Raw genomic sequence first — 21883 nt, forward strand, 5'->3', positions numbered from 1 at the left:
GAGCGGGGCACGGAGCCTTAGATTTTCACTCCGCAGCGGTCGGACAGAACAACGAACCCCACCGCTCCCCTTCCTGATGGCTCACTGCCTCCCGCACAAAGCGTCCTGTTACTCCCCTAAACAGCAATTCAGCAGCTTGGGATTGACCATCCGCCCTGAATATTGCATAAATTATAAAAAAGCTGATTTCCAACAAGTTACTCCCCCGGAAATCAGCTTTTCTATTTATTCTTTTACAAGCATTTATACTGTTTTAATTAAGAGGATACTTATCAGTAAGCCCCTTCACAAGAGCCTTCGCTCTCTCTTCACAATTATCTTCACCCTTTAACATCATGGCAATGGCTTCTGCTATGACATCCATATCCTCTGCATTCATGCCTCTTGATGTGACTGCAGGAGTTCCGAGACGGACACCGCTTGTCACAAAGGCTGACTGGGGATCGTTAGGGATCGTATTCTTGTTGCAGGTGATGTTGACACTGTCAAGAAGGTTCTCTGTTTCCTTCCCTGTCTTACCTGTATTCACCAGATTGACCAGCATCAGATGGTTGTCTGTGCCGCCTGACACAATATCGATCCCGCGTTTCATAAGGCCTTCGCAGAGAGCTTTTGCATTAACTACCACATTGTGCTGGTATGTTTTGTATTCATCAGTCATGGCTTCCTTGAAGCAGACAGCCTTTGCAGCTATCACGTGCATCAGCGGGCCGCCCTGGATTCCCGGAAAGATTGCTTTGTTAAATTTATGCTCTTTGGCAAATTCTTCACTGGATAAGATCAGTCCACCCCTGGGTCCTCTCAGGGTCTTGTGGGTAGTAGTCGTAGTTACGTGAGCATACGGAATCGGGCTTGGATGCTCTCCCGCTGCTACAAGTCCGGCTATATGCGCCATATCTACCATGAGGTATGCCCCTACCTCATCAGCTATTTCTCTGAATTTCTTAAAATCTATGGTGCGGCAGTATGCGCTTGCTCCTGCCACGATGAGCTTCGGCTGGCATTCCTTTGCTATCCTTCTTACTTCGTCGTAATCGATAAAGCCGTCATCATTTACGCCATAAGGAACTGCCTTGTAATAAGTCCCTGACATATTAGCGGGGCTTCCGTGTGTCAGATGGCCGCCATGGGCTAAATTCATGCCAAGTACAGTATCTCCCGGCTGCAGCAGTGCAAAAAATACTGCCATATTGGCCTGTGCTCCGGAATGAGGCTGAACATTTGCATAAGTACAGCCAAAAATCTCCTTCGCTCTCTTTATAGCCAGATTTTCAACCACATCTACGCATTCACAGCCGCCGTAATATCTCTTTCCCGGATAGCCCTCTGCATATTTATTTGTAAGCGGGCTCCCCATTGCTGCCATTACAGCCTTGCTGACCCAGTTTTCAGATGCAATCAGCTCAATATGGCTGTTCTGCCTCTCCTGCTCTTCTACGATCGCTTCTGCCACTTCAGGGTCGACTGCCCTGACTTCATCCAATGAATACATCTTCCATCCTCCTGTATTTTACCACATTAAAGTATTACTACTATACATTGCATTTCGCATTTTGTCAATAACATAAATGCCAAAAACGGGCCCCCTTGATCAAAAGGCCCGTATTTCTTCTAATTATCAAGATCTTCGAAAGTTTCCTTCAGTTTATCCATAAATCCTTTTTTCTTTGGTTTTTCAGGAGCTGCCTGTGTCTGCGGCTGGTTCAGGGAATTTCCTGTTGCGGCGTCAAATCTGCGGAGCGCTTCCTTAGCTTCTTCATTCAGCTTCGTAGGCACCTGCACTACCAGAGTTACATAATGATCACCGCGAATAGCTTTATTGCGCAGTGAAGGAACTCCTTTGCCCTTCAGACGCACCTTAGTATCTGTCTGAGTGCCCGGTTTTACATCATAGAGCACATCGCCGTCAACTGTGCTGATGCGCACTTCGCCGCCCAGCGCAGCCTGTGCGTAGGAAATCGGAGCTGTAGAGAATATATTCATATCCTGCCTCTGGAAGATAGGATGTCTGGCAACATTTACTTCCACAAGAAGGTCGCCTCTCGGTCCTCCGTTGACTCCCGGCTCACCCTTATCCCTGATGCGGATGCTCTGTCCGTCATCGATACCTGCCGGAACTGTCACAGCTATCTTCTTGCGGTTTGATATATATCCTGTTCCGCGGCAGTCTGTACACTTCTCTTTTACGATTTTGCCTGTTCCTGCACAGTCCGGACATGTCTGGACATTGCGGACTGTCCCGAATAATGACTGCTGTGTATATACCACCTGGCCCTTGCCGCCGCACTTCGGACAGGTTTCCGGGCTTGTTCCCGGCTTGGCGCCTGTTCCGTGGCAAGTATTACATTCATCCTTCAAATTGAGCTCCAGCTGCTTTTCACATCCATTCACTGCCTCCATGAATGTGATACGTATGCTGGCTCTTGTATTGGCGCCCTTCATAGGGCCATTATTCGCTCTCCTGCTTCTGCTGCCGCCTCCAAATAAATCACCGAAAATATCTCCAAAGATGTCTCCCATGTCGGCGCCGTTAAAGTCAAAGCCGCCGAATCCGCCGGCTCCACCACCTCCTTGTTCAAAGGCTGCATGGCCAAACTGGTCATACTGGCGTCTCTTATCTGCATCGCTAAGTATAGCATAAGCCTCTGAAGCCTCTTTAAACTTCTTCTCCGCTTCTGCGTCTCCGGGATTCATATCAGGATGATACTTTTTGGCCAGCTGTCTGTATGCTTTTTTAATGGTGGCCTCATCGGCATTTCTGTCGATACCGAGGACCTCATAATAATCACGTTTGCTTTCTGCCATTGTATTCACCTTTTCCTTTATCTGTATAAAATCAAACCCCCAAAAGACGGAGTATACTCAGCATCTTATACTCCGTCCCCTGGTCTGCGGCCATGCTGGAACTACACTGTTCCTGCATCAGCCTTTTTATATTACACTTCTTTATAATCTCCGTCAACTACATCGTCGTCTGCCTGATAGCTTCCTGCATCTGCTGCCTCAGGACCGGCTCCTGCTGCTCCTGCTGCACCGGCTGCTCCCTGTGCCTGCTCATATACTTTTGCGAACAGCTTCTGAGCGCTCTCCATAAGCTTTTCTTTTGCAGCTTTGATTTCTGCAACCTGAGCGTCAGACATCTCTTCCGGAGTACTCTTTGCCAGCAGGTCCTTGAGTGCATTCAGATCAGCTTCTACTGCTGTCTTATCGTTTGCATCAATCTTGTCGCCTACTTCTTCCATAGCCTTCTCTGTCTGGAATACCATGGAATCAGCGTCATTCCTTGTATCGATCGCTTCTTTTCTCTTCTTATCCTGAGCTTCGAATTCAGCTGCTTCTTTTACAGCTTTTTCGATATCACTGTCGGACATATTAGATCCTGATGTGATCGTAATGTGCTGTTCTTTGCCTGTTCCCAAATCTTTTGCTGATACATTTACAATACCGTTGGCATCGATATCAAATGTTACTTCGATCTGCGGAACACCTCTTCTTGCTGGCGGGATCCCATCCAGCCTGAACTGTCCTAATGTCTTATTATCTTTGGCGAACTGTCTCTCACCCTGTACTACATGGATATCAACAGCTGTCTGGTTGTCTGCCGCAGTTGAGAAGATCTGGCTCTTCTTTGTCGGGATAGTTGTATTTCTTTCAATCAGCCTTGTAGCAACGCCGCCCATTGTTTCAATAGACAGTGACAGCGGAGTAACATCCAGAAGAAGGATATCGCCTGCGCCTGCATCGCCTGCTAATTTACCGCCCTGTACGGAAGCGCCCAGTGCCACACACTCATCCGGGTTCAGAGATTTGCTTGGCTCATGTCCTGTCAGAGCTTTAACCTTATCCTGTACAGCCGGGATACGTGTAGATCCGCCGACAAGAAGGACTTTGGAGATCTCGCTTGCTGTCAGCCCTGCATCCTTAAGCGCTGTTGTGACAGGTGTTGCTGTTCTCTCTACAAGATCATGTGTCAGCTCATCAAATTTAGCTCTTGTCAGGTTCATATCAAAATGCTTCGGTCCTTCAGCTGTAGCTGTGATGAACGGAAGGTTAATGTTAGTTGTTGTTGCACTTGAAAGCTCTTTTTTCGCTTTCTCAGCTGCTTCTTTTAATCTCTGGAGAGCCATCTTGTCATTTGACAGATCAACTCCTTCAGCTTTCTTGAATTCCTGTATCATATAATCTGTAACTCTCTGGTCGAAGTCGTCACCGCCCAGCCTGTTATCTCCGGCTGTTGAGAGAACTTCGATGACACCCTCGCCGATTTCAATGATAGAAACGTCGAATGTACCGCCGCCCAGGTCATAAACCATGATCTTCTGCTCTTTTTCATTATCAAGTCCGTAAGCCAGCGCTGCTGCTGTCGGCTCGTTGATGATACGTTTAACTTCCAGGCCTGCGATCTTACCTGCATCTTTTGTTGCCTGACGCTGAGCATCGTTGAAATATGCGGGCACTGTGATAACTGCCTCTGTTACTTTCTCACCAAGATAGTTCTCTGCGTCCTGTTTCATTTTCTGAAGGATCATTGCGGAGATTTCCTGGGGTGAATATTTCTTGTCGTCAATGTTAACCCTGTAGTCAGTTCCCATATGTCTCTTAATAGAAGAGATTGTCTTGTCAGAGTTTGTAACTGCCTGACGTTTTGCAGGCTCACCTACAAGCCTCTCACCTGTCTTTGTAAAAGCCACTACTGACGGTGTTGTCCTTGCTCCCTCCGTATTCGGGATAACTACTGGCTTTCCGCCTTCCATAACTGCTACGCAGCTGTTTGTTGTTCCTAAATCAATACCAATGATTTTGCTCATAATAGAGTCCTCCTCTTTCAATAAGAATTGTTTTTAATTTATCTGTTATTATTACAACTAGTTAGCTACTTTAACCATACTGTGGCGTACCACAGATTCGCGGTAGGTATAACCCTTCTGGAATTCTTCCACCACGATGTTGTCGCCGGCTTCTTCATCCTCCACGTGCATCACTGCGTTGTGGAAATTCGGATCAAATTCCTGTCCGACAGCTTCGATCGGCTTTACTTCCAGCTCCTCAAATACTGTCATCATCTGTTTATAGATCTTTTCCATCCCTGTAACGAAGGGATCATCCTTTTTATCCTCTGTAACCTGAGCCAGCCCTCTTTCGAAGTTGTCAACTACAGGAAGCATCTTTTCAATGACGCTCTTGGCGCCTATCTCATACATTCCCGCTTTCTCTTTTTCTGTCCTTTTGCGGAAATTGTCAAACTCAGCCATCTGTCTCTTCAGTCTGTCGGTAAGTTCTTCTATCTGGCTGTCTTTCTTGTCTTTTTTCTCCTTCTTCTTTCCGAAGAAGCCTTTCTTACCGCCCTGAGTGTCACCGTTTTCTTTTGACTCTCCGTTGCCGGCCTCCTCAGCCTCTTCCATATCCTCAGATTCTTCATCTGTACCGGCTGTGGAATCCTCTACAGCATCCTCTGCGCTGTCTTCTTCTATATCTTCCAGCATCTCATCTGAAATATCGATTTCGCTGTCTCTTTCTAAATCTTTTTCCATTTTTTCATCGGCCACGTTTCTCTACCGCCTTTCTCATTCTTTTTTAAATATTGTATCAAGCTGTATCATCAGGGTCTTCAGGGTGCTTAAGACTTTATCGTAATCCATCCTTTTAGGACCAATGATCCCTATTGTTCCCTGCATCCCCTCACCTAAATCATAAGTTGCCGTAACCACACTGCAGTCCTTCATAGCCTGTACGGGCGTCTCATTTCCTATATAGACCTGAATGCCGTTTTTATTGGCATTCTCAACAGTCTCGGTCACCAGATTTGCCAGCTGATGCTTTTCTTCAAATGTACTGATCAGCTCACTTGCTCTCCCACTGTCACTCAGTTCTGGATACTTGAAGATGTTTGTGGCACCGCTTGTATATATCTCCAGGTCTTCATCATCTGTCTGTATGGCTTCTGCCACAGCATCCAGAACACTGTTGACCACTTCACTGTGGATCCCGGCCTGCTCCTTCAGCCTTGAGATGGTCGCCAGATTGATCTGTTCGATCGTAAGGCCGTTCAGGCTTGTATTCAGCAGGATATTTAGCTTTAAGATGGTCTCATTATCCAGTAAGTGTTCTATCCGGATCATCTTGTTTTTTACTACATTATTTTCTGAGACAACCACTGCCAGCAGCTGTCCTTCATCCACCTGTGACAGTTGTATGAATTTCAGCTTTGTCCTGCGGTACTGAGGCGTTGAAACCATTGTAGCATAATTTGTGTTTGTCGCCAGCACCTTTGCCGCTTCCTTAAGAACCAGATCCATCTTATCCTGCTTCTGGATCATCAGCTCTTTCATTTCAGTGACTTCCCGTTCTTTCTCTTCCATCAGCTGGTCTACGTACAGCCTGTAGCCCGTATCTGTTGGAATCCTTCCGGCCGAGGTATGGGGCTGGATAATATAACCCAGTTCTTCCAGATCAGCCATCTCATTTCTGATTGTTGCGGAGCTCAGATTCAAATCAGCATATTTTGATATTGTTCTGGACCCTACCGGCTCACCTGTTTCCAGATAAGTCTTTATGATAGCCTGTAGTATCTTTGATTTCCTGTCGTCCAGCTGCATCTTTGAAATCTTCCTCCTTTCTTTATCCATGCCTTATCGTGCGAAGCACGCCCATCCATAAGAATCTATACTATGGGGTGCACGGAGGTGTATGCCTTATCATGTTATTAGCACTCTATTAAGTCGAGTGCTAACATCTATGTTCCTAAGATAGCACCAGACATCTTCTTTGTCAATAGGCTTTATATTTTTTTTATACATTTTTTGAAATTGACACAATTTGATATGCTCTTGAAGTTTCTGCACCGGAAAGCCCCTGGAATGGCGAATGGGGACGAAAGGATTTGTTTGACTTTTTAATGAAATATGATATGATTGCAATAATCAGCCTATATATAAAGAAAGGATGTCCACACAGGACTGAAAAAAGAATGAAAAAAGGAAATACACTCTGGATGGCCTTTATCACTGTTCTGATCATTGCTTTGCTGGCATTCACAGCTTATCTTACTATCTTTATGAGAAAAGATGAGAGCACAGACAGGGCCGCTTCAGAATCAGCCGCACTGTCCTCCCCGGATGGACAGGCTCAAAATAAAAATGGCCCCGATTCCTCTTCTATAGATGGAAATCAGGGCGGTAATGGATCTGCTGCTATGCCGGAGCACCGTTTCATATTTGTGGGTGACTCCAGGACTGTTGGGATGCAGGAGGCAGTCAAATCGTTCTATCCGGAAGATAGATGTATGTTTGACGCCAAATCCGGTGAAGGTTACGTATGGTTCAGGGACACAGGGATGGCACAGCTTGAATCCTTTATATCTGAAGCACCAGACTGCCCGGTCATCCTGAATCTGGGGGTAAACGACTACAAAAACATTAATGAATATATTGAATTATATCAGGAGCTTTTTTCCTCTCATCCTGACACCGACTTCTATATAATGTCTGTGAATCCTGTGATGGATGAGCTCTGCCCCGCCATCAGCAACAAGATCATCTGTGATTTTAATGACAAGATGAAGGAATCCTTCCCGGACCGTTATCTGGACTGCTACACATACCTTCTGAGCACTTCTCTGGAGACAATGGACGGACTCCATTACACAGAAAACACTTATATTGCCATTCATGACTACGTAGTCGGGAAACTGGGAGCCGGCAGCTGATGCGCCGGCCGGCCCCCAGGATGGCGTGTCAGTCCAGCAGGTACTGTGCCATCACATAATTGCTCAAGTCTGTTCCTCTCTCCGTCAGGGCTATCCGCCCGTCTTTCCTGTAAAGCAGCCCGTCTTTTACCAGCTTTTCAGTAATATCTCCATACATTTTTTCAAATCCCGTCTGAAACTGTTTCTCAAATTCTGATACGGAAATACCGTCACACATACGCAGGCCCAGAAACATGAATTCTTCCATGGACGCCTTTGTATCCAGATATTCCGCTTCCTCTCTTCTTTTGTTTCCCGCAGTATAGGATGACATCTGCCGTGTGTTTGAAAACCTGCACTCATTGATCAGGGATGACGCGCCCAGTCCAAATCCAATATAGTCCTGACGCCTCCAGTATGCTGTATTGTGCCTGCACTCATAGCCGGGCTTTGCATAATTGGATATTTCATAACGCCTGTATCCTGCTGCACACAGTATAGCAGCCGTATCTTCATACATCATACGCTCCTCTTCCTCTGAAGGAAGCAACCTGCACGCTTTTCCCTCTTCCCTGAGTTGCACATCATGCGCATACCTGTCATAAAAAGGCGTCCCCTCCTCTATGATGAGGCTGTAGGCTGAAATATGCTCCGGCTCCAGCGCGCACACCTTATGCAGTGTGTCAGCCCAGGACTCTCTCGTCTGCCCGGGCAGGGCCGACATCAGATCCACATTAATATTATGAAAGCCCGCCTTTCTGGCTGTTGAAAAGCTCTCAAGAAATTCTTCCCAGGTATGGATTCTTCCCAGATTTTTCAATTCTTTATTGTGAGAAGACTGCAGGCCCAGGCTGATCCTGTTAAATCCGGCCCTCCTGCATATGTCAAGCTTTTCAGGTGTCAGAGTTCCCGGATTTGCCTCCATTGTAATCTCAGCGTCCTCCTCCACTTCAAAAGACTGCCTCACAGTCCCTAAAATCTCTGCAAGCTCCTCACCCTCCAGAACAGACGGAGTGCCGCCGCCAAAGAAAATGCTTGTCACCAGCCAATTATCTTTTGTTTTTACGCTGCCGGTACCACTGCCCAAACTGTCATCCCCTGCATTTATCCCCTCTGCTATCTCCCGCTTCAGAGCCTCCGCATACCTTTCCCGCTCTTCCTTTCCTGAGGTAAATGACAAAAAGTCACAGTAATCACATTTTCTTATACAAAACGGAATGTGTATATAAATACCAAGTTTTTTCTTCATGACTGAGAGTATACCATGATCAGGATCAGAAATCCAGAATAGCCTTGACAAATTTTATTTTTGATTGTATTATTGTGATATCAAATTAATATCATTTTAGCATCGGTATTCTAAAAGGAGGATACACCATGGAAGAGAAAAAAAACACATTCACAGAAGAAAAGATTTTAAAGCCAAAAAGCGGCCTCGCTATGCTGCTCCTGTTAATTCTGGGGCTGGCAGCCAGCATCGGTCTCTTTATCCTGGGGGTTGCTGCTTTTGAGGAAGCCTCAGGAGTCTTCATTGCTGCCGGCATACTTTTATTTACGGTCTGCTGTATCGCATTCCCCGGCCTGAAGGTCATCAATCCTAATGAGGCACTTGTCCTTGCACTATTTGGTAATTATTACGGCACCTTAAAAAATGACGGATTTTTCTTCGTAAATCCGTTCTGCACCTCTATAAATCCCACCGTTAAAAGGTATGTGCAGGCTTCCGGCACAGGTGCCAACATCAATATCGGAGGAGAAGGCAGCAAAAAAGTTTCTTTAAAGACCATGACCCTGAACAACGAAAAGCAGAAAGTCAACGATGAATTAGGCAATCCCATAGAGATCGGCACAGTTGTCATCTGGAAGGTGGAAAATGCCACAAAGGCTGTATTGAATGTTGAAAATTACAAACGATACCTCTCTATCCAGTGTGATGCTATCACAAGAAACGCTGCCCGCAGATATCCTTATGACACCAGCGACGGAGGTGATGAAAGATCACTTCGCGGAAGCAGCCAGGAGGTAGCTGATATCATGAAGGGCGAGCTGCAGGAAAAGGTAGAAGCTGCGGGAATCCGTATTCTGGAAGTCCGCATCACCCACCTCTCCTACGCTCCTGAAATAGCCTCAGCCATGCTCCAGAGACAGCAGGCTGCAGCCATCATCGATGCCCGCCAGAAAATCGTGGAAGGCGCTGTAAGCATGGTTGAAATGGCTCTTGAAAAGCTCAGTGAGAATAATATCGTAGAGCTGGACGAGGAAAGAAAAGCCGCTATGGTCAGCAATCTTCTGGTAGTCCTCTGCGGAAATAAGGATGCACAGCCTATCGTTAACAGCGGCTCTATTTATTGATAAGAACGTAACACTTTAGAAAGGTATGGTGGAGGATGGAAGATCAGAAACAAAAAGAAAAAGCAAAGAAACAGGTTCCTCTCCGCCTGTCTGCCAGTCTCTGGAATGAGCTGGCCCAATGGGCAGAGGATGATTTCAGGTCAATCAACGGCCAGATTGAATATCTGCTGACAGAATGTGTGAAATACCGCAAGAAAAAGAAAAATGACTGATCCGGGGGATGCTCCCAGTACAGACTAATCTGTTCCTTCATCGGAATGCGGACTGTATGAGTAGTTGCCGGTTACCTTTCTCCAAAACATCTGGCGGGATATACGACTTTTTCTCACCTCTATTCTGAAAATAGAAAAGCCGAGGGACTTTCATAATGAATGAAAATCTCTCGGCTATTTAAAAATAATCTTTGATTACAACAATTCATGTGCTAACGATTTTGCAGGCTTGTTTTAATAATCCGCAGCCAACAAAAAATCTGATAAATGCACAATCTTAACACCGTTGATATTTCCTGCGGCAAGTTCATCAAGAGTTACCACATATTTCGGGTAATGGTCTCTAATTTCAAGAAGATTGGCGATCTCCCGATCAGATTCCTCCGGCAGTCTGCGGCAAACCTGAACATAAATACGCTCGTCACGCTTCACTGCCACAAAATCAATCTCTTTGGTTTCATTTTTGCCAATATAAACCTCATAACCTCTTCTTCTAAGTTCGAAATACACGATATTTTCCAGCATAGCGGCAATCGATTTCGGATTGAAGCCCATAATACAGAATTTCAAAGAAACGTCAGCCAGATAGAATTTTTCCTGCGTTTTCAACACGGATTTTCTCTGCAAATCGTAGCGCTGGCAGCGATAAATCACAAAAGCTTTCTCAAGCCATTCCAGATAATTATATACCGATTCAACAGAAAGGGAGCGCCCCTCGCTTTTCAGGAACTTCACGATAGCATTTGCAGAAAAAGTTTTACCCACATTCTCTACGATGTACTTTACAACACGGTTAAACAGTTCAAAATTTGTGATGTTATGCCGTTTTGTAATATCATTTGTGATAACTGAATTATAAATACCTTCTACAATCTGATATGCCGAGTACTGGTCAAAGCTGCCAAGCGCAACAATCGGAAAGCCCCCCATACGGATATACTCATTCAAAAGCTCTTTGGGAGATTGACTGCTCTGCTTTTTGAAATCCAGATATTCTGCAAAGGACAGCGGATAAACAGGAATGGAAATATATCGTCCGGTCAGATAGGTGGAAATCTCACCTGACCTCAGCTTTGAATTGGAACCGGTCACATATATATCGGTATCTGCATTTTCAAGCAAGCTGTTGACGGCTTTCTCCCAACCGTCGATTTCCTGTACTTCGTCCAGCAAAAGGTAGTAACGACCGTCTCCAGTCATTTGTTCTTTGATGCCTTGATACATTGCTTTATCGGTCATACCGTCGTCAAAATCTTCCGATGTATAGCGCATACTGATAATATGCTCTGCGGCAATGCCGTTTTTCAGCAGATCGTCTCTCAGCATTTCTAAAATTGTGGATTTTCCGCAGCGTCGGATTCCAGCCAGTATTTTTACAAGCGGAACATCACGGTAAGTTTTCAGCCTATCCATATATTGCGGCCTGATAATCATATAATCGCCTCCTTTGATCCTACTAAAAGTATACCAAAAAAGCTTCAAGAATATCAATAGTTTTTACTTGAATTTCGGAAAAACTTTCTATTATTTAAAACTTTTTCATACAGCAAACTAATGTGATTTAAATAAACTTTCTAGATATATGGTGAGATTCCAAAGTATGGAGGGATTTTCATGCACTATGCACGAAAACACCTCGCGGAACATTGGAAGGCCGAACTGTTACGAGGTCTTACTATTTTTTAATACTTTTTCTTGACAATAAGATTTCATTTGCTTATAATCAATTAATTATACAATTATCCCCGTGACGAACAAGGAGGTGAAAAAATATAGTATTCACCGCAAAAAATCTGCTAAATCTCAATTGCCGGTCAAAAATCCGCGGCTGGTCTAATTCCGTTACTGTCGCTGCCCGCGGGAATAAAATCTATATGCAGAAGTGCATAATGCTGAATTTGCGGCGTCAAGACATCACAATTGTATTAATGTCCGAGTAACTAATTGCAAATGTTTCTAAAAAAACAAGGAGAAAAATAACATGGCAATCTATATCAATGAACCGTCACATACCTTTGGGGAATACCTGCTCATACCAGGCTATTCGTCTGTCAAATGCATTCCCTCTAATGTAGATCTGACAACGCCTTTAGTTAAATTCAAAAAAGGTGAAGCTCCCGCAATCTCATTAAATATACCCATGACCTCTGCTATCATGCAGTCTGTGTCTGACAATAACATGGCAGTCGCCCTGGCCAGAGAGGGTGGACTGTCTTTTATTTATGGTTCACAGTCTATTGAAAGCCAGGCACAGATGATCACAAAAGTAAAGGGCTACAGGGCCGGTTTTGTCATCAGTGATTCTAACGTGCGCCCGGAGAGTACTTTAGCTGATGTGCTTGAACTCAAAGATAAGACAGGACATTCCACTATGGCCGTTACAGATGACGGAAGTCCCACAGGCAGGCTTCTGGGCATTATCACAAGCCGCGACTACCGCATCAGCCGGATGGCCCCGGATACCAGAGCCGAAGATTTTATGACCAGATTTGAAGATCTTGTCTGTGCAGGAGAGAGTACTACATTAAAAGAAGCAAACGATATAATCTGGGAACACAAGCTGAATTGCCTGCCTGTCATTGACAATGACCAGAGGTTAGTTTCCTTGGTCTTCAGAAAAGATTATAATGAGCATAAGACAAATGAAAGTGAGCTTATTGACGGCTCAAAAAGATATATAGTTGGAGCCGGGATCAATACACGTGATTATGAAAAGCGAATCACTGCGCTGCTTAAGGCCGGTGCAGATGTTCTCTGCATCGACAGCTCCGAGGGTTATTCAGAGTGGCAGAAGATCGTCCTGGATCATGTCCGAAAAAACTATGGGGACACTGTAAAAATAGGGGCAGGAAATGTAGTTGATAAGGATGGATTCCGCTTTCTGGCTGAAGCAGGAGCTGATTTCGTTAAGGTGGGAATAGGCGGAGGCGCCATCTGCATCACAAGAGAGCAGAAAGGGATAGGCCGCGGCCAGGCGACTGCGCTGATAGAGGTCTCTAAAGCCCGGGATGAGTATTACCAGGAGACAGGCGTATACATCCCCATCTGCTCTGACGGCGGTATTGTGCATGATTATCACATTACACTGGCGCTTGCAATGGGCGCTGACTTCTTGATGCTGGGAAGATATTTTGCCAGGTTTGACGAGAGTCCCACAAAGAAAGTAAATATTAATGGAAGCTATATGAAAGAATACTGGGGCGAGGGCAGCGCAAGGGCCAGAAACTGGCAGAGATATGATCTGGGCGGCGATGCCAGGCTTTCCTTTGAGGAGGGGGTAGATTCCCTCGTACCATATGCAGGCAGCCTGAAAGATAATGTAGGCCTGTCCCTGAGCAAGGTCCGCTCTACCATGTGCAACTGCGGCTGTCTGTCGATTCCGGAACTGCAGAAGAATGCCAAGATCACATTGATCTCCTCCACAAGTATTGTAGAGGGCGGGGCACATGATGTGGTGCTTAAAAACGACAGTAAAATTTTGTAACTGTAAAGATACTGAACAGTTATAAAGTTTTATAATTATCTACTGCAGAGTTTCAAGAACGCCGGCCGCATCCGGGGTATACTCCCCCGGTGCGGCCGGCGTTTTCAAATAAACATACTGTGACCCGGCTTCGTCCAGCGTCCGAATGGTGCTGGATTTTTCTCCGTGCATTCTCTGTTCTATACCGTCTGTTCAGAATATACCTTAAATTCCCTAGGAGACATATCGTATGCCTTCTTAAAGTTTCTGAAAAACGAAGAGTAATCTGCAAATCCACAGCTTTTGTACACATCAGATATGGGACAGCCCTTCCAGATCTCCTCACACGCATGGAGCAGTCTCTTCTTGATGATAAAATCATGGACTGTCATACCTGTAACAGTCTTGAAGCTGCGCAGGAACTGGTATTTTGTCATGCCGGTGAGGTCCGCCAGCTCATCAATGATGATCGGGTCTGAAATATGGCTGTCAATATGTTCAAACACCAGCTTCATCATATCATTTGTGGTTGTCTCTTCTTCCTGGAACTGAAATCCCCGCCTGGCGCACAGCCGGTTCAGATACACAAAAAACAGCGTCAGATATGATTTTTCTATGAGCATCTGCTCAGCGTCTATCCCGTCCTTTGTGGAAACGCCGAATAAGATCTGGAACAGATAATCTGCCAGCTTATCCTCGTGATGTGCCGGGAAATGATATGCCGGTGCGCCCTCCATAGAAAAGCACGCACTCAGGTCCACTCCCGCTCCTGAAAGTTCATTCAGAAATTCTTTTGTGACCCAGAGCAGCACGCGTTTAGAATCCTCATGCTTATTCTCCACATACTGATAATGGTGCATATGATTCCTGTCTATCAGAAGAAAGTCTCCTTTCTTCAGGTAGTAGGTAGTATTATCAATGAGACAGGCAAACTCTCCCGCCGCAATATACAGTAGCTCATAGAAATTGTGAAAATGGATCTGCATGGCTCCTGTGGGCACACCGTACTTTTCCATTATTTCAAAATTATCATTCAGCATATACTGACGTTCATCTTCAGGCTCCATCAAATGAGTATTTGAACGATTCATTTAGTCTCCTCCATATCAGCTGCACGATGGCGGATGTCCGGGACTTGCTAAATCCTGATGACACCTTTTACGATATCCGCTTTATTTTTCACGCAGGCATCAAGTGCAGTCTGGATGTCATCCAGCTCAAAGTAATTTGTGACTATATTTTTTATGTTTATTTTTCCTGAGGCAACAGCATCTATTGCCGTAGGATAAATATTGCGGTAGCGGAACACTGTTTTAAAATTCAGTTCCTTATCAAGCGCCATGCCAATCGGCAGTGTCATCTCTCCTGTAGCGCTGTATCCCACAAATACGACCGTTGCACCCTTTTTAGCTCCTTTTATCAGCTGTGAGGCTGTGATCTGGGTTCCTGCTGTCTCAATACCCAAATCAAATCCACGTCCATCTGTCAGTTCCCTGATCCTTGCCGGAGTATCCTCTTCCCTTCCATTGATCACTGCATCTGCCCCCAGCTCCAGAGCTTTTTGAAGACGTTTCTCCATCACATCCACCACGATGACTTTAGATACGCCCATTGCCTTCAGGGACAGGAGGCTTACAAGGCCTATACATCCGGCGCCTGTGACTACTGCTGTCTGTCCCAGACGTGCACCGCCCTGGGAGGCTGCATGCATACCCACAGCCAGAGGTTCTATCAGCGCCCCTTCCATGGTGCTTACATTCTCCGGAAGCTTGAAGCAAAGCCCCGCTTCATGTGCCACATATTCCTGAAACACACCGTCCACAGGGGGAGTTGCAAAAAAGATGACATCTTCACAGAGATTGTACTTGCCCTGCTTGCAGAACTCACACTCTCCGCATGTCTTTCCGGGTTCCAGAGCTACCCTGTCCCCGGGTTTTAAATGCTTCACCTTCGCCCCTGTCTCCACAACAGTGCCGCCTGCCTCATGCCCCAGAACAAACGGCGGCTTTACGATAAAATCACCGATCCTCCCTGATTCATAATAGTGCAGGTCTGAACCGCATATCCCCACATATTCAACCTTTACAAGAACTTCATTTTCCCTGGGCTGCGGGATGGGCCTCTCCTGGATCTCTACTTTCATGAGATCTGTCATCACTGCCGTTTTCATTGTACCTTCCATAATTGTATCCTCCTTTTTTAATACCTTCATAGTTACATGCGGACAGCATGAAAAGGACCGCACACTTACGCAGTCCTTTCCCCCGGCCCCATTATCACTGCCGGCAATGACAATGGATCGTCTGAAAATTACTGTTCACGATCCACTGTCCTGCCAGGTGTTTTCGTGTGTATTTTGCACGAAAATCCTGAGAGCCGGAGATATTCTCTTTATAATTACATTCCCAGAATATCCTTTGTATCATTAAATATTTCATTGACCTGATCTGTATATTTTGTGCTGCCCTTTGACTCACAGTCTGACACGTAGGAATCCCAGTCCTTGTCAATGTCTCTCTTGCCTGTAATGAACTCAAGGGCCGCTGTGTTTACATAGTCCATAAGAGATACCTTGATCAGGTTCAGATCTTCCTTCTGCATCTCATCTGCAAGTACAGGAGGTGTCAGCTGCTGGTTCACCTTATTTGCATTGATCCTCTCGTTCCATTCTTTCTCAGCATCTGTGAACTTTGAGAGCTGTATATCTACATTTCCGCCGTATGCGAACACTCCGCCGCCAAATCCATAGTCTACATTCAGCTGCTTTGATGCGCCCGGATTAAATCCATTGAAGTAGATATCAGAATTCAGTGTGATATTTCCTTTGTCATCCTTTGTGTAAGTCTCACCCTCTACGCCCCACTGTGTCAGTTCATGTCCTTCATCTGAGTACCACAGCCAGTCAATGAAACGGAGCATTTTGATAAATCCTTCTTCGCCCAGGTCATCAAGCGCGTTCTTTGTGATCACGATACCATTTTCCAGACGTCCTGCAGCACTTGAGACTTTCAGATTGCCTTTTGGTCCTGACGGTGTTGTCATGAAATAAAGGTCAGCATCCTCTACCTGCATCTTATTCTGTGACTGGATGTCTGAGAGTATCTGGTAATTTGATGAGAGTACATAGGAATCACCGCGGAAGAATTTGGCCTGTGCCTGCTGGCTGTCCTGTGTAAATGTCTCTGGGTCAAGGATACCTTCCTTGTAGAGTTTATTAAAGTATTTCAGGAATTCTTTGTAATCCTCTGTAGTATCTGCAAAATAAAATTCATTTTTCTCAAAGTCAAACTTCATACCGTCCTGGAGTCCCCAGTCGCCGCCGTCTGCTGAATTTCCGGCCTTTACGCCGTAGACATTTGCTGCCAGGTTCATGGCGCAGCCTAACTGGAACTGGTCAGACCAGATATTATCTTTGCCCGTGTGCTCCTGCACCTTCTTCAGCGCATCATAGAAATCTTCCCATGTCCATTCAGCTTCCTTGCTCATATCCACCCCGGCCGCTTCGAATACATCCTTGCGGATAATCAGGGAGTAGCCTCCTGCCACTGATTCCCACATACCGGGCAGCCTGTAGTACTTTCCGTCAGATGCAAGCATCTGCTTTAAGTCCTCTTCCATGCCCCATTCCTTCACCTGCTTCTGGTAATTTGGCATATACTGTACCCAGTCGCTGACCGCTATGATCTGTCCGCTGTCCTCATATGGCTTGGAATCATAGATCTTCGGAACGATATACGGCGCACTTCCGCTGTTTACTGCTGCTGTCACCTTGGCGTTGTAATCTGTCCTTGCCACGGAAGTAAGTTTAAATGTAACATTTGCCTTTTCCTCAATGGCGCTCCAGATCCTCCAGTCATCCTTCATAGGATAATTCTCATGGTCTGAGAACATCATGGTATACTGTACTGGCTCGTCTGAGTGGAAGGTCACGTCCTCCCCGTATTCATAGCCCAGATCGTTTTCTGCCGCATCTGTCCCGGCAGCGTCTGTTCCTGCCGCTTCTGATGACGCTGCATCTGCTGCGGAAGTTTCACCTTTTCCGCCTGAAGCTGATTCAGAACCGCCTCCGCATGCTGTCAGTGTTCCTGCCATGACTAAAGCCATTGTCAGTGCTGCTAATCTTTTTTTCATATCTGTTTTCCTCCTTAATTTATAAACACAGCCGGCCGCCGTTGGCATACCGCGCCGCCGGCTGTATATATCTGTTTACTCTGCGGCTGTATTGCCGCGTGGTCAGTTGTTAACCCTTGACTGCTCCCATTGTCATACCCTGTACAAAATATTTCTGTACAAAAGGATATACACAGATGATTGGCAGTGATGTAAGTACCATTGTGGCTGATTTAAGTGTGGCCTGCACACTGCTGGCCTCTGCGGTAGAACCTATATCCACCTGATTTGCTCCTTCCACCAGCTGTCTTACCCACAGAGCTATGGGCCATTTATCTCTTGATTCTAAGTACAGGAACGGTCCAAACCATTCGTTCCACATTCCTACTAGGTAAAACAGAGTCATTGTTGCAAGAATAGGCTTTGACAGCGGCAGGATAATCTTTACAAAGACTCCGTAAACTCCCATACCGTCCATTGCCGCAGCTTCCTCCAGCTCCTCAGGCAGGCCTGTGAAGAAGGACTTCATCAGCAGAAGATTAAATGTACTGATGGCTCCCGGCAGTACAACTGCCCATATAGAATCTGCCAGTCCCAGCCACTGTGTGACAAGGATATAGTTGGGGATCATCCCTCCTGTAAAGTACATGGTAAATACTACAAATGGTGTGAAGAACTTATTCAGGCGCAGTTTGGACTTTGACAGCGGGTAAGCCAGGATGGCTGTCCCAAACACGGAAATGGCTGTCCCTACAACTGAGTAAAAAATAGTGTTTCCGTAAAATTTAAAGAATGAATTATCCCTTAAAATATATTTATATGTCTCCAGACTGAAATCAATGGGGAACACCGTCACCCGCCCTGAACTGACTGCCACGTCGCTGCTGAAAGACTGAGCGACAAGATAGACAAACGGATACAGAGTTATAATGATTACCAGTATCATGAGGATCGTGTTGACTACCTGAAAGGTCCGGTATCCTTTAGATGGTTTTATTTTCATTTTTTCCGCTCCTTTCTACCACAGTGATGTTTCTGTGAATTTTTTCGAGAGGAAGTTGGCTCCTGTAACAAGGATAAGTCCTATGACAGCTTCAAACAGTCCAACTGCGGCCGCATAGCTGAAGTTTCCTCCCGCAATACCCATCCTGTAGACCAGTGTACCGATAATATCCGCGCGCTCCTGTGTCAGCGGATTGTACAGAAGCAGGATTTTCTGCATGTTGCTGGATGTAACGATTCCTCCGATATCCATGATCAGCAGGGTCATGATCGTGGGCATGATGCCCGGAATCGTCACATGTATCGCCTGCTTGAATTTTCCGGCCCCGTCTATGGAGGATGCTTCGTACAGCTCAGTATTTATGTTGGTCATGGCCGTCAGATAAAGGATTGTTCCCCAGCCCAGCGCCTGCCAGACACCAGAACCTATGTAAATGGTGTCAAACCATCCCGGTTCAGACAAAAACGCTATCTTGTCCAGCCCCAGAGAGGCAATCAGACTGTTTATCGGCCCGTTTGATGCCAGCAGCTCTTTGACCATACCACAGACAACAACCAGAGAAATGAAATGCGGCAGATAAGAAATGGTCTGTACTGTCTTTTTCCATTTCTGCTTGCGGATCTCATTGATCAGCAGGGCAAATATGAGGGTCACCGGAAATCTTACTAACAGATATCCAATGCTGAGCCTCAGGGTATTCCAGAATGCATTCCAGAATGAGGGGTCTGTCAGGAACTGGTTGAAGTAGCGGAAACCCACCCAGTCCTGCCCCAGGATATTCGGGCCTCCCTTGTACCTTCGGAAGGCTATAATATTGCCGAGGACTGGTACGTACTTGAAGAGTACATAATAGAGGATCGGCAGAATGAGGAAGGTGTAGAGCTTCCATTCCTTCCTGATGTGGTGCAGCAGGGAATCTTTCTTCCTTGCCGCCGGCCGGCTGGCTGCTTTTACTTTTGACATGTAATCACCGCTTTCTTTTTATTTTTTATCCGGAAGTACTTATCTCCATCAGTAGATCTGACGGCCTTTTTCATCCGGTATCATACTTTTTCTGAAGAAATATGTGTTGATCTGGTCTCTCCATTCTTTAGAATGCTCTTTCTGATGCTCCAGACGCTCCTTCACCCTTTTGTATACTCTCTCAGGTATCTTTCCCTCCAGAGAACTCCAGAGGATATCCATACTCTCCACATCCCCGGCGCCTTCAAAATGTGTGTCATATATGTGCTGGATCAGCGTCTTGCCTGACTTAAGCCGGTATGTATAAGGAATATAGTGGAAGAATAACAGTAGTTCCTCGGGGCATGTCTTTATATCCTCATAGAGATCTGCATTTTCTTTCCTGTACTGCTGCGCATATCCTGTTCCCTGTCTGCTTCTGTCTATCCCCAGTCCCAGATGATCTGCCCTGTGGTACGTTCCCCAACGGTCGTACTCATATCCGTCCACATTCGGTCCATAGTGGTGGTTTGGATTTACCATCCAGCCGATTCCAAGAGGCGCTGTATATTTCTCATAAGCCGGCCAGGACATCATCAGAATCTTTGTGACTGTCTCCGTAACCACTCTGTCATTTCCAAAGGTACATGCAGCCCATTCCTCAGCAAGCTCCCTGGCCCCGGCGTCTGTCTGAAAGCTCAGCCTGCCGAATCCGTACAGATTAGCTGCCGCCAGGTCATGTCCCGTCCAGTTGTCATCATTTCCCGTATTTGCCACAGCCGCCATGCCGCAGCTTTTCTGCCCCCAGGTCCTGCCGCTTACAATGTCTGCCACTGTATCCTGCCCGCCGCAGCAGTAAGTATGGAATCCAAGAATCTCCTTAAACATGGGGATCAGATAGCATACATGTCTCTGCTGGCCTGTATATTCCTGTGCGATCTGGACCTCCAGTATCTGATTTGTATCTGTAAGCCCTCCCAGCAGAGAAGACACCGGTTCTCTGACCTGGAAATCCATAGGTCCGTTCTTGATCTGCAGGATCACATTGTCCCGGAATTTCCCGTCCAGAGGCATGAAGTTGTCATACCCTGCCCTGGCCCTGTCTGTCTTCCTGTCTCTCCAGTCCTGCTGGCAGTTATATACGAAGCATCTCCAGATAATGATGCCTCCGTAAGGCGCCGCCGCATCTGCCAGAACGTTTGCCCCGTCCGCATGGGTCCTGCCGTAAGTAAACGGACCCGGACGCCCCTCTGAATCTGCTTTTACAAGAAAGCCTCCCAGATTCGGTATCCTCCTGAAAATATCCTCCATGGTATCCTTCCACCATGCCGCCACCTGTCCGTCAAGCGGGTCCGCACTGTCAAGGCCGCCCAGTTCCATGGGAGCTGCAAAATTCAGGCTCAGGAAAAGCCGTATCCCATATTCTGCAAAAATTTCCGACATCTCTCTGAGCTCTTTGCCGTATTCCTCTGTTATCAGCTTCGTAGCATTGCCTCTTACGTTAACATTGTTGATCACTGAGGCATTGATTCCAACCGAGGCCGCCATCCTGGCATACGCCCTTGTTCTCTCATCCACGATCACTTTTTCATCCTTAAAGAAAAAGGAATTCCCTGAGTATCCCCTCTCTATGCTCCCGTCCATGTTGTCCCAATGGTTCAGCATACGCAGAGGATTAGAAGGTGTTTCCAGCATGCAGAGGCCTTCGAGAGGAAGTTCCATCTGAAGCCGCCTGATCAGAGCAAAGCTGCCGTACAGCAGGCCTCTGGCCCCCTCTGAGCTGATGGTGATGCATCCTTCTTCCTCCCGGAGCTGATAACCTTCCTCTCCTATGGCCGGGTCAGACACCAGTCTCAGGCATATCCCTGCTTCAGCGGCGCATCCCGCCTGCTCCATCCTGACACCCAGTATCTCCCTGCCTGCCCTCTCCAGCTCTTTAACGGCTGTCACTGCCACTATGCTTTCATCTTCTGCATACACCTTGCTAAAATACTTCTTATCCCGGCTATCCTGCCGCATCCTGTAAGTCAGCCATGCGTTTTCATAACTCATCAGCATACTCCTTTCCTGGAACCTGTGCACTGCTTTAGCTTTGCTGTGCTTTGGGTAGTTTGTAC

Annotated in this window: 17 protein-coding genes; 4 read left to right on the plus strand and 13 right to left on the minus strand. The window is 46.3% G+C overall.

Translation table 11 applies throughout. The features are described from left to right. Window positions 1–253: 253 nt before the first annotated feature. The 5 genes from glyA to hrcA all read right to left on the minus strand — a co-directional run bounded on the left by glyA (window position 254) and on the right by hrcA (window position 6626). Complete coding sequence (glyA, locus tag NSB28_RS14385) at window positions 254–1492, minus strand: serine hydroxymethyltransferase (protein ID WP_109747295.1); 1239 nt, start codon at window positions 1490–1492, stop codon at window positions 254–256. 119 nt (window positions 1493–1611) lie between these two features. After that, the gene (dnaJ, locus tag NSB28_RS14390; RefSeq protein WP_109747294.1) at window positions 1612–2805 is read right to left on the minus strand and encodes a molecular chaperone DnaJ; all 1194 of its coding nucleotides are present in this window, start codon (window positions 2803–2805) and stop codon (window positions 1612–1614) included. Window positions 2806–2936: 131 nt separating this feature from the next. Then, window positions 2937–4808, minus strand: a complete 1872-nt coding sequence (gene dnaK / locus NSB28_RS14395; protein ID WP_109747293.1) for a molecular chaperone DnaK — start codon at window positions 4806–4808, stop codon at window positions 2937–2939. Between the two features lie 57 nt (window positions 4809–4865). After that, on the minus strand, window positions 4866–5546 hold the full coding sequence (gene grpE, locus NSB28_RS14400; protein WP_330665385.1) for a nucleotide exchange factor GrpE: 681 nt from the start codon (window positions 5544–5546) through the stop codon (window positions 4866–4868). 18 nt (window positions 5547–5564) lie between these two features. Continuing rightward, complete coding sequence (gene hrcA, locus NSB28_RS14405; RefSeq protein WP_257517595.1) at window positions 5565–6626, minus strand: heat-inducible transcriptional repressor HrcA; 1062 nt, start codon at window positions 6624–6626, stop codon at window positions 5565–5567. Window positions 6627–6967: 341 nt separating this feature from the next. Here hrcA and NSB28_RS14410 point away from each other — a divergent pair, with 341 nt between their 5' ends. After that, complete coding sequence (locus tag NSB28_RS14410; RefSeq protein ID WP_257497857.1) at window positions 6968–7705, plus strand: SGNH/GDSL hydrolase family protein; 738 nt, start codon at window positions 6968–6970, stop codon at window positions 7703–7705. Between the two features lie 28 nt (window positions 7706–7733). Here the strand turns inward: NSB28_RS14410 and hemW are convergent, their stop codons facing one another. Continuing rightward, window positions 7734–8933, minus strand: coding sequence for a radical SAM family heme chaperone HemW (hemW, locus tag NSB28_RS14415; protein ID WP_109747290.1), 1200 nt, complete (start codon window positions 8931–8933; stop codon window positions 7734–7736). Between the two features lie 128 nt (window positions 8934–9061). Between hemW and NSB28_RS14420 the strand changes: the two genes are divergently transcribed. Beyond that, a complete protein-coding gene (locus NSB28_RS14420) occupies window positions 9062–10036 on the plus strand; it encodes an SPFH domain-containing protein (RefSeq protein ID WP_109747289.1) in 975 nt (324 codons plus the stop codon). Between the two features lie 35 nt (window positions 10037–10071). After that, window positions 10072–10248 carry a type II toxin-antitoxin system antitoxin gene (locus tag NSB28_RS14425; protein WP_148409906.1) on the plus strand — a complete coding sequence of 59 codons (177 nt, stop codon included), beginning with the start codon at window positions 10072–10074 and terminating at the stop codon, window positions 10246–10248. Between the two features lie 234 nt (window positions 10249–10482). On the opposite strand, the gene NSB28_RS14430 is transcribed toward NSB28_RS14425, so the two are convergent. Beyond that, window positions 10483–11682: an ATP-binding protein gene (locus tag NSB28_RS14430; protein WP_109747288.1), complete on the minus strand. Its 1200-nt coding sequence runs from the start codon at window positions 11680–11682 to the stop codon at window positions 10483–10485. Between the two features lie 547 nt (window positions 11683–12229). Between NSB28_RS14430 and NSB28_RS14435 the strand changes: the two genes are divergently transcribed. Next, a complete protein-coding gene (locus NSB28_RS14435; protein WP_109747287.1) occupies window positions 12230–13732 on the plus strand; it encodes an IMP dehydrogenase in 1503 nt (500 codons plus the stop codon). Between the two features lie 179 nt (window positions 13733–13911). Here the strand turns inward: NSB28_RS14435 and NSB28_RS14440 are convergent, their stop codons facing one another. The 6 genes from NSB28_RS14440 to NSB28_RS14465 all read right to left on the minus strand — a co-directional run bounded on the left by NSB28_RS14440 (window position 13912) and on the right by NSB28_RS14465 (window position 21818). After that, on the minus strand, window positions 13912–14802 hold the full coding sequence (locus tag NSB28_RS14440; protein ID WP_109747286.1) for an AraC family transcriptional regulator: 891 nt from the start codon (window positions 14800–14802) through the stop codon (window positions 13912–13914). 47 nt (window positions 14803–14849) lie between these two features. Beyond that, entirely contained in the window at window positions 14850–15893 is a 1044-nt protein-coding gene (locus NSB28_RS14445) for an NAD(P)-dependent alcohol dehydrogenase (RefSeq protein ID WP_109747285.1), read from the minus strand. Between the two features lie 215 nt (window positions 15894–16108). Continuing rightward, window positions 16109–17842, minus strand: coding sequence for an extracellular solute-binding protein (locus NSB28_RS14450; protein WP_109747284.1), 1734 nt, complete (start codon window positions 17840–17842; stop codon window positions 16109–16111). A 109-nt stretch (window positions 17843–17951) separates the two neighbouring features. After that, window positions 17952–18824 (minus strand): carbohydrate ABC transporter permease, encoded by an 873-nt coding sequence (locus NSB28_RS14455; protein ID WP_109747283.1) that lies wholly within the window; start codon window positions 18822–18824, stop codon window positions 17952–17954. Window positions 18825–18839: 15 nt separating this feature from the next. Beyond that, a complete protein-coding gene (locus NSB28_RS14460; RefSeq protein WP_109747282.1) occupies window positions 18840–19787 on the minus strand; it encodes an ABC transporter permease in 948 nt (315 codons plus the stop codon). Between the two features lie 48 nt (window positions 19788–19835). After that, window positions 19836–21818: an alpha-glucuronidase family glycosyl hydrolase gene (locus tag NSB28_RS14465; RefSeq protein WP_257497856.1), complete on the minus strand. Its 1983-nt coding sequence runs from the start codon at window positions 21816–21818 to the stop codon at window positions 19836–19838. Between the last annotated feature and the right edge of the window lie 65 nt (window positions 21819–21883).

This window comes from Murimonas intestini, assembly GCF_024622195.1.
Taxonomy (GTDB): domain Bacteria; phylum Bacillota; class Clostridia; order Lachnospirales; family Lachnospiraceae; genus Murimonas; species Murimonas intestini.

What these genes read in the sequence shown, in the direction of transcription:
- glyA (WP_109747295.1), bottom strand. Translation starts at nt 1,492, where the DNA reads ATGTATTCATTGGATGAAGTCAGGGCAGTCGACCCTGAAGTGGCAGAA.
- dnaJ (WP_109747294.1), bottom strand. Translation starts at nt 2,805, where the DNA reads ATGGCAGAAAGCAAACGTGATTATTATGAGGTCCTCGGTATCGACAGA.
- dnaK (WP_109747293.1), bottom strand. Translation starts at nt 4,808, where the DNA reads ATGAGCAAAATCATTGGTATTGATTTAGGAACAACAAACAGCTGCGTA.
- hrcA (WP_257517595.1), bottom strand. Translation starts at nt 6,626, where the DNA reads ATGGATAAAGAAAGGAGGAAGATTTCAAAGATGCAGCTGGACGACAGG.
- NSB28_RS14410 (WP_257497857.1), top strand. Translation starts at nt 6,968, where the DNA reads ATGAAAAAAGGAAATACACTCTGGATGGCCTTTATCACTGTTCTGATC.
- hemW (WP_109747290.1), bottom strand. Translation starts at nt 8,933, where the DNA reads ATGAAGAAAAAACTTGGTATTTATATACACATTCCGTTTTGTATAAGA.
- NSB28_RS14420 (WP_109747289.1), top strand. Translation starts at nt 9,062, where the DNA reads ATGGAAGAGAAAAAAAACACATTCACAGAAGAAAAGATTTTAAAGCCA.
- NSB28_RS14425 (WP_148409906.1), top strand. Translation starts at nt 10,072, where the DNA reads ATGGAAGATCAGAAACAAAAAGAAAAAGCAAAGAAACAGGTTCCTCTC.
- NSB28_RS14430 (WP_109747288.1), bottom strand. Translation starts at nt 11,682, where the DNA reads ATGATTATCAGGCCGCAATATATGGATAGGCTGAAAACTTACCGTGAT.
- NSB28_RS14435 (WP_109747287.1), top strand. Translation starts at nt 12,230, where the DNA reads ATGGCAATCTATATCAATGAACCGTCACATACCTTTGGGGAATACCTG.
- NSB28_RS14440 (WP_109747286.1), bottom strand. Translation starts at nt 14,802, where the DNA reads ATGAATCGTTCAAATACTCATTTGATGGAGCCTGAAGATGAACGTCAG.
- NSB28_RS14445 (WP_109747285.1), bottom strand. Translation starts at nt 15,893, where the DNA reads ATGGAAGGTACAATGAAAACGGCAGTGATGACAGATCTCATGAAAGTA.
- NSB28_RS14450 (WP_109747284.1), bottom strand. Translation starts at nt 17,842, where the DNA reads ATGAAAAAAAGATTAGCAGCACTGACAATGGCTTTAGTCATGGCAGGA.
- NSB28_RS14455 (WP_109747283.1), bottom strand. Translation starts at nt 18,824, where the DNA reads ATGAAAATAAAACCATCTAAAGGATACCGGACCTTTCAGGTAGTCAAC.
- NSB28_RS14460 (WP_109747282.1), bottom strand. Translation starts at nt 19,787, where the DNA reads ATGTCAAAAGTAAAAGCAGCCAGCCGGCCGGCGGCAAGGAAGAAAGAT.
- NSB28_RS14465 (WP_257497856.1), bottom strand. Translation starts at nt 21,818, where the DNA reads ATGAGTTATGAAAACGCATGGCTGACTTACAGGATGCGGCAGGATAGC.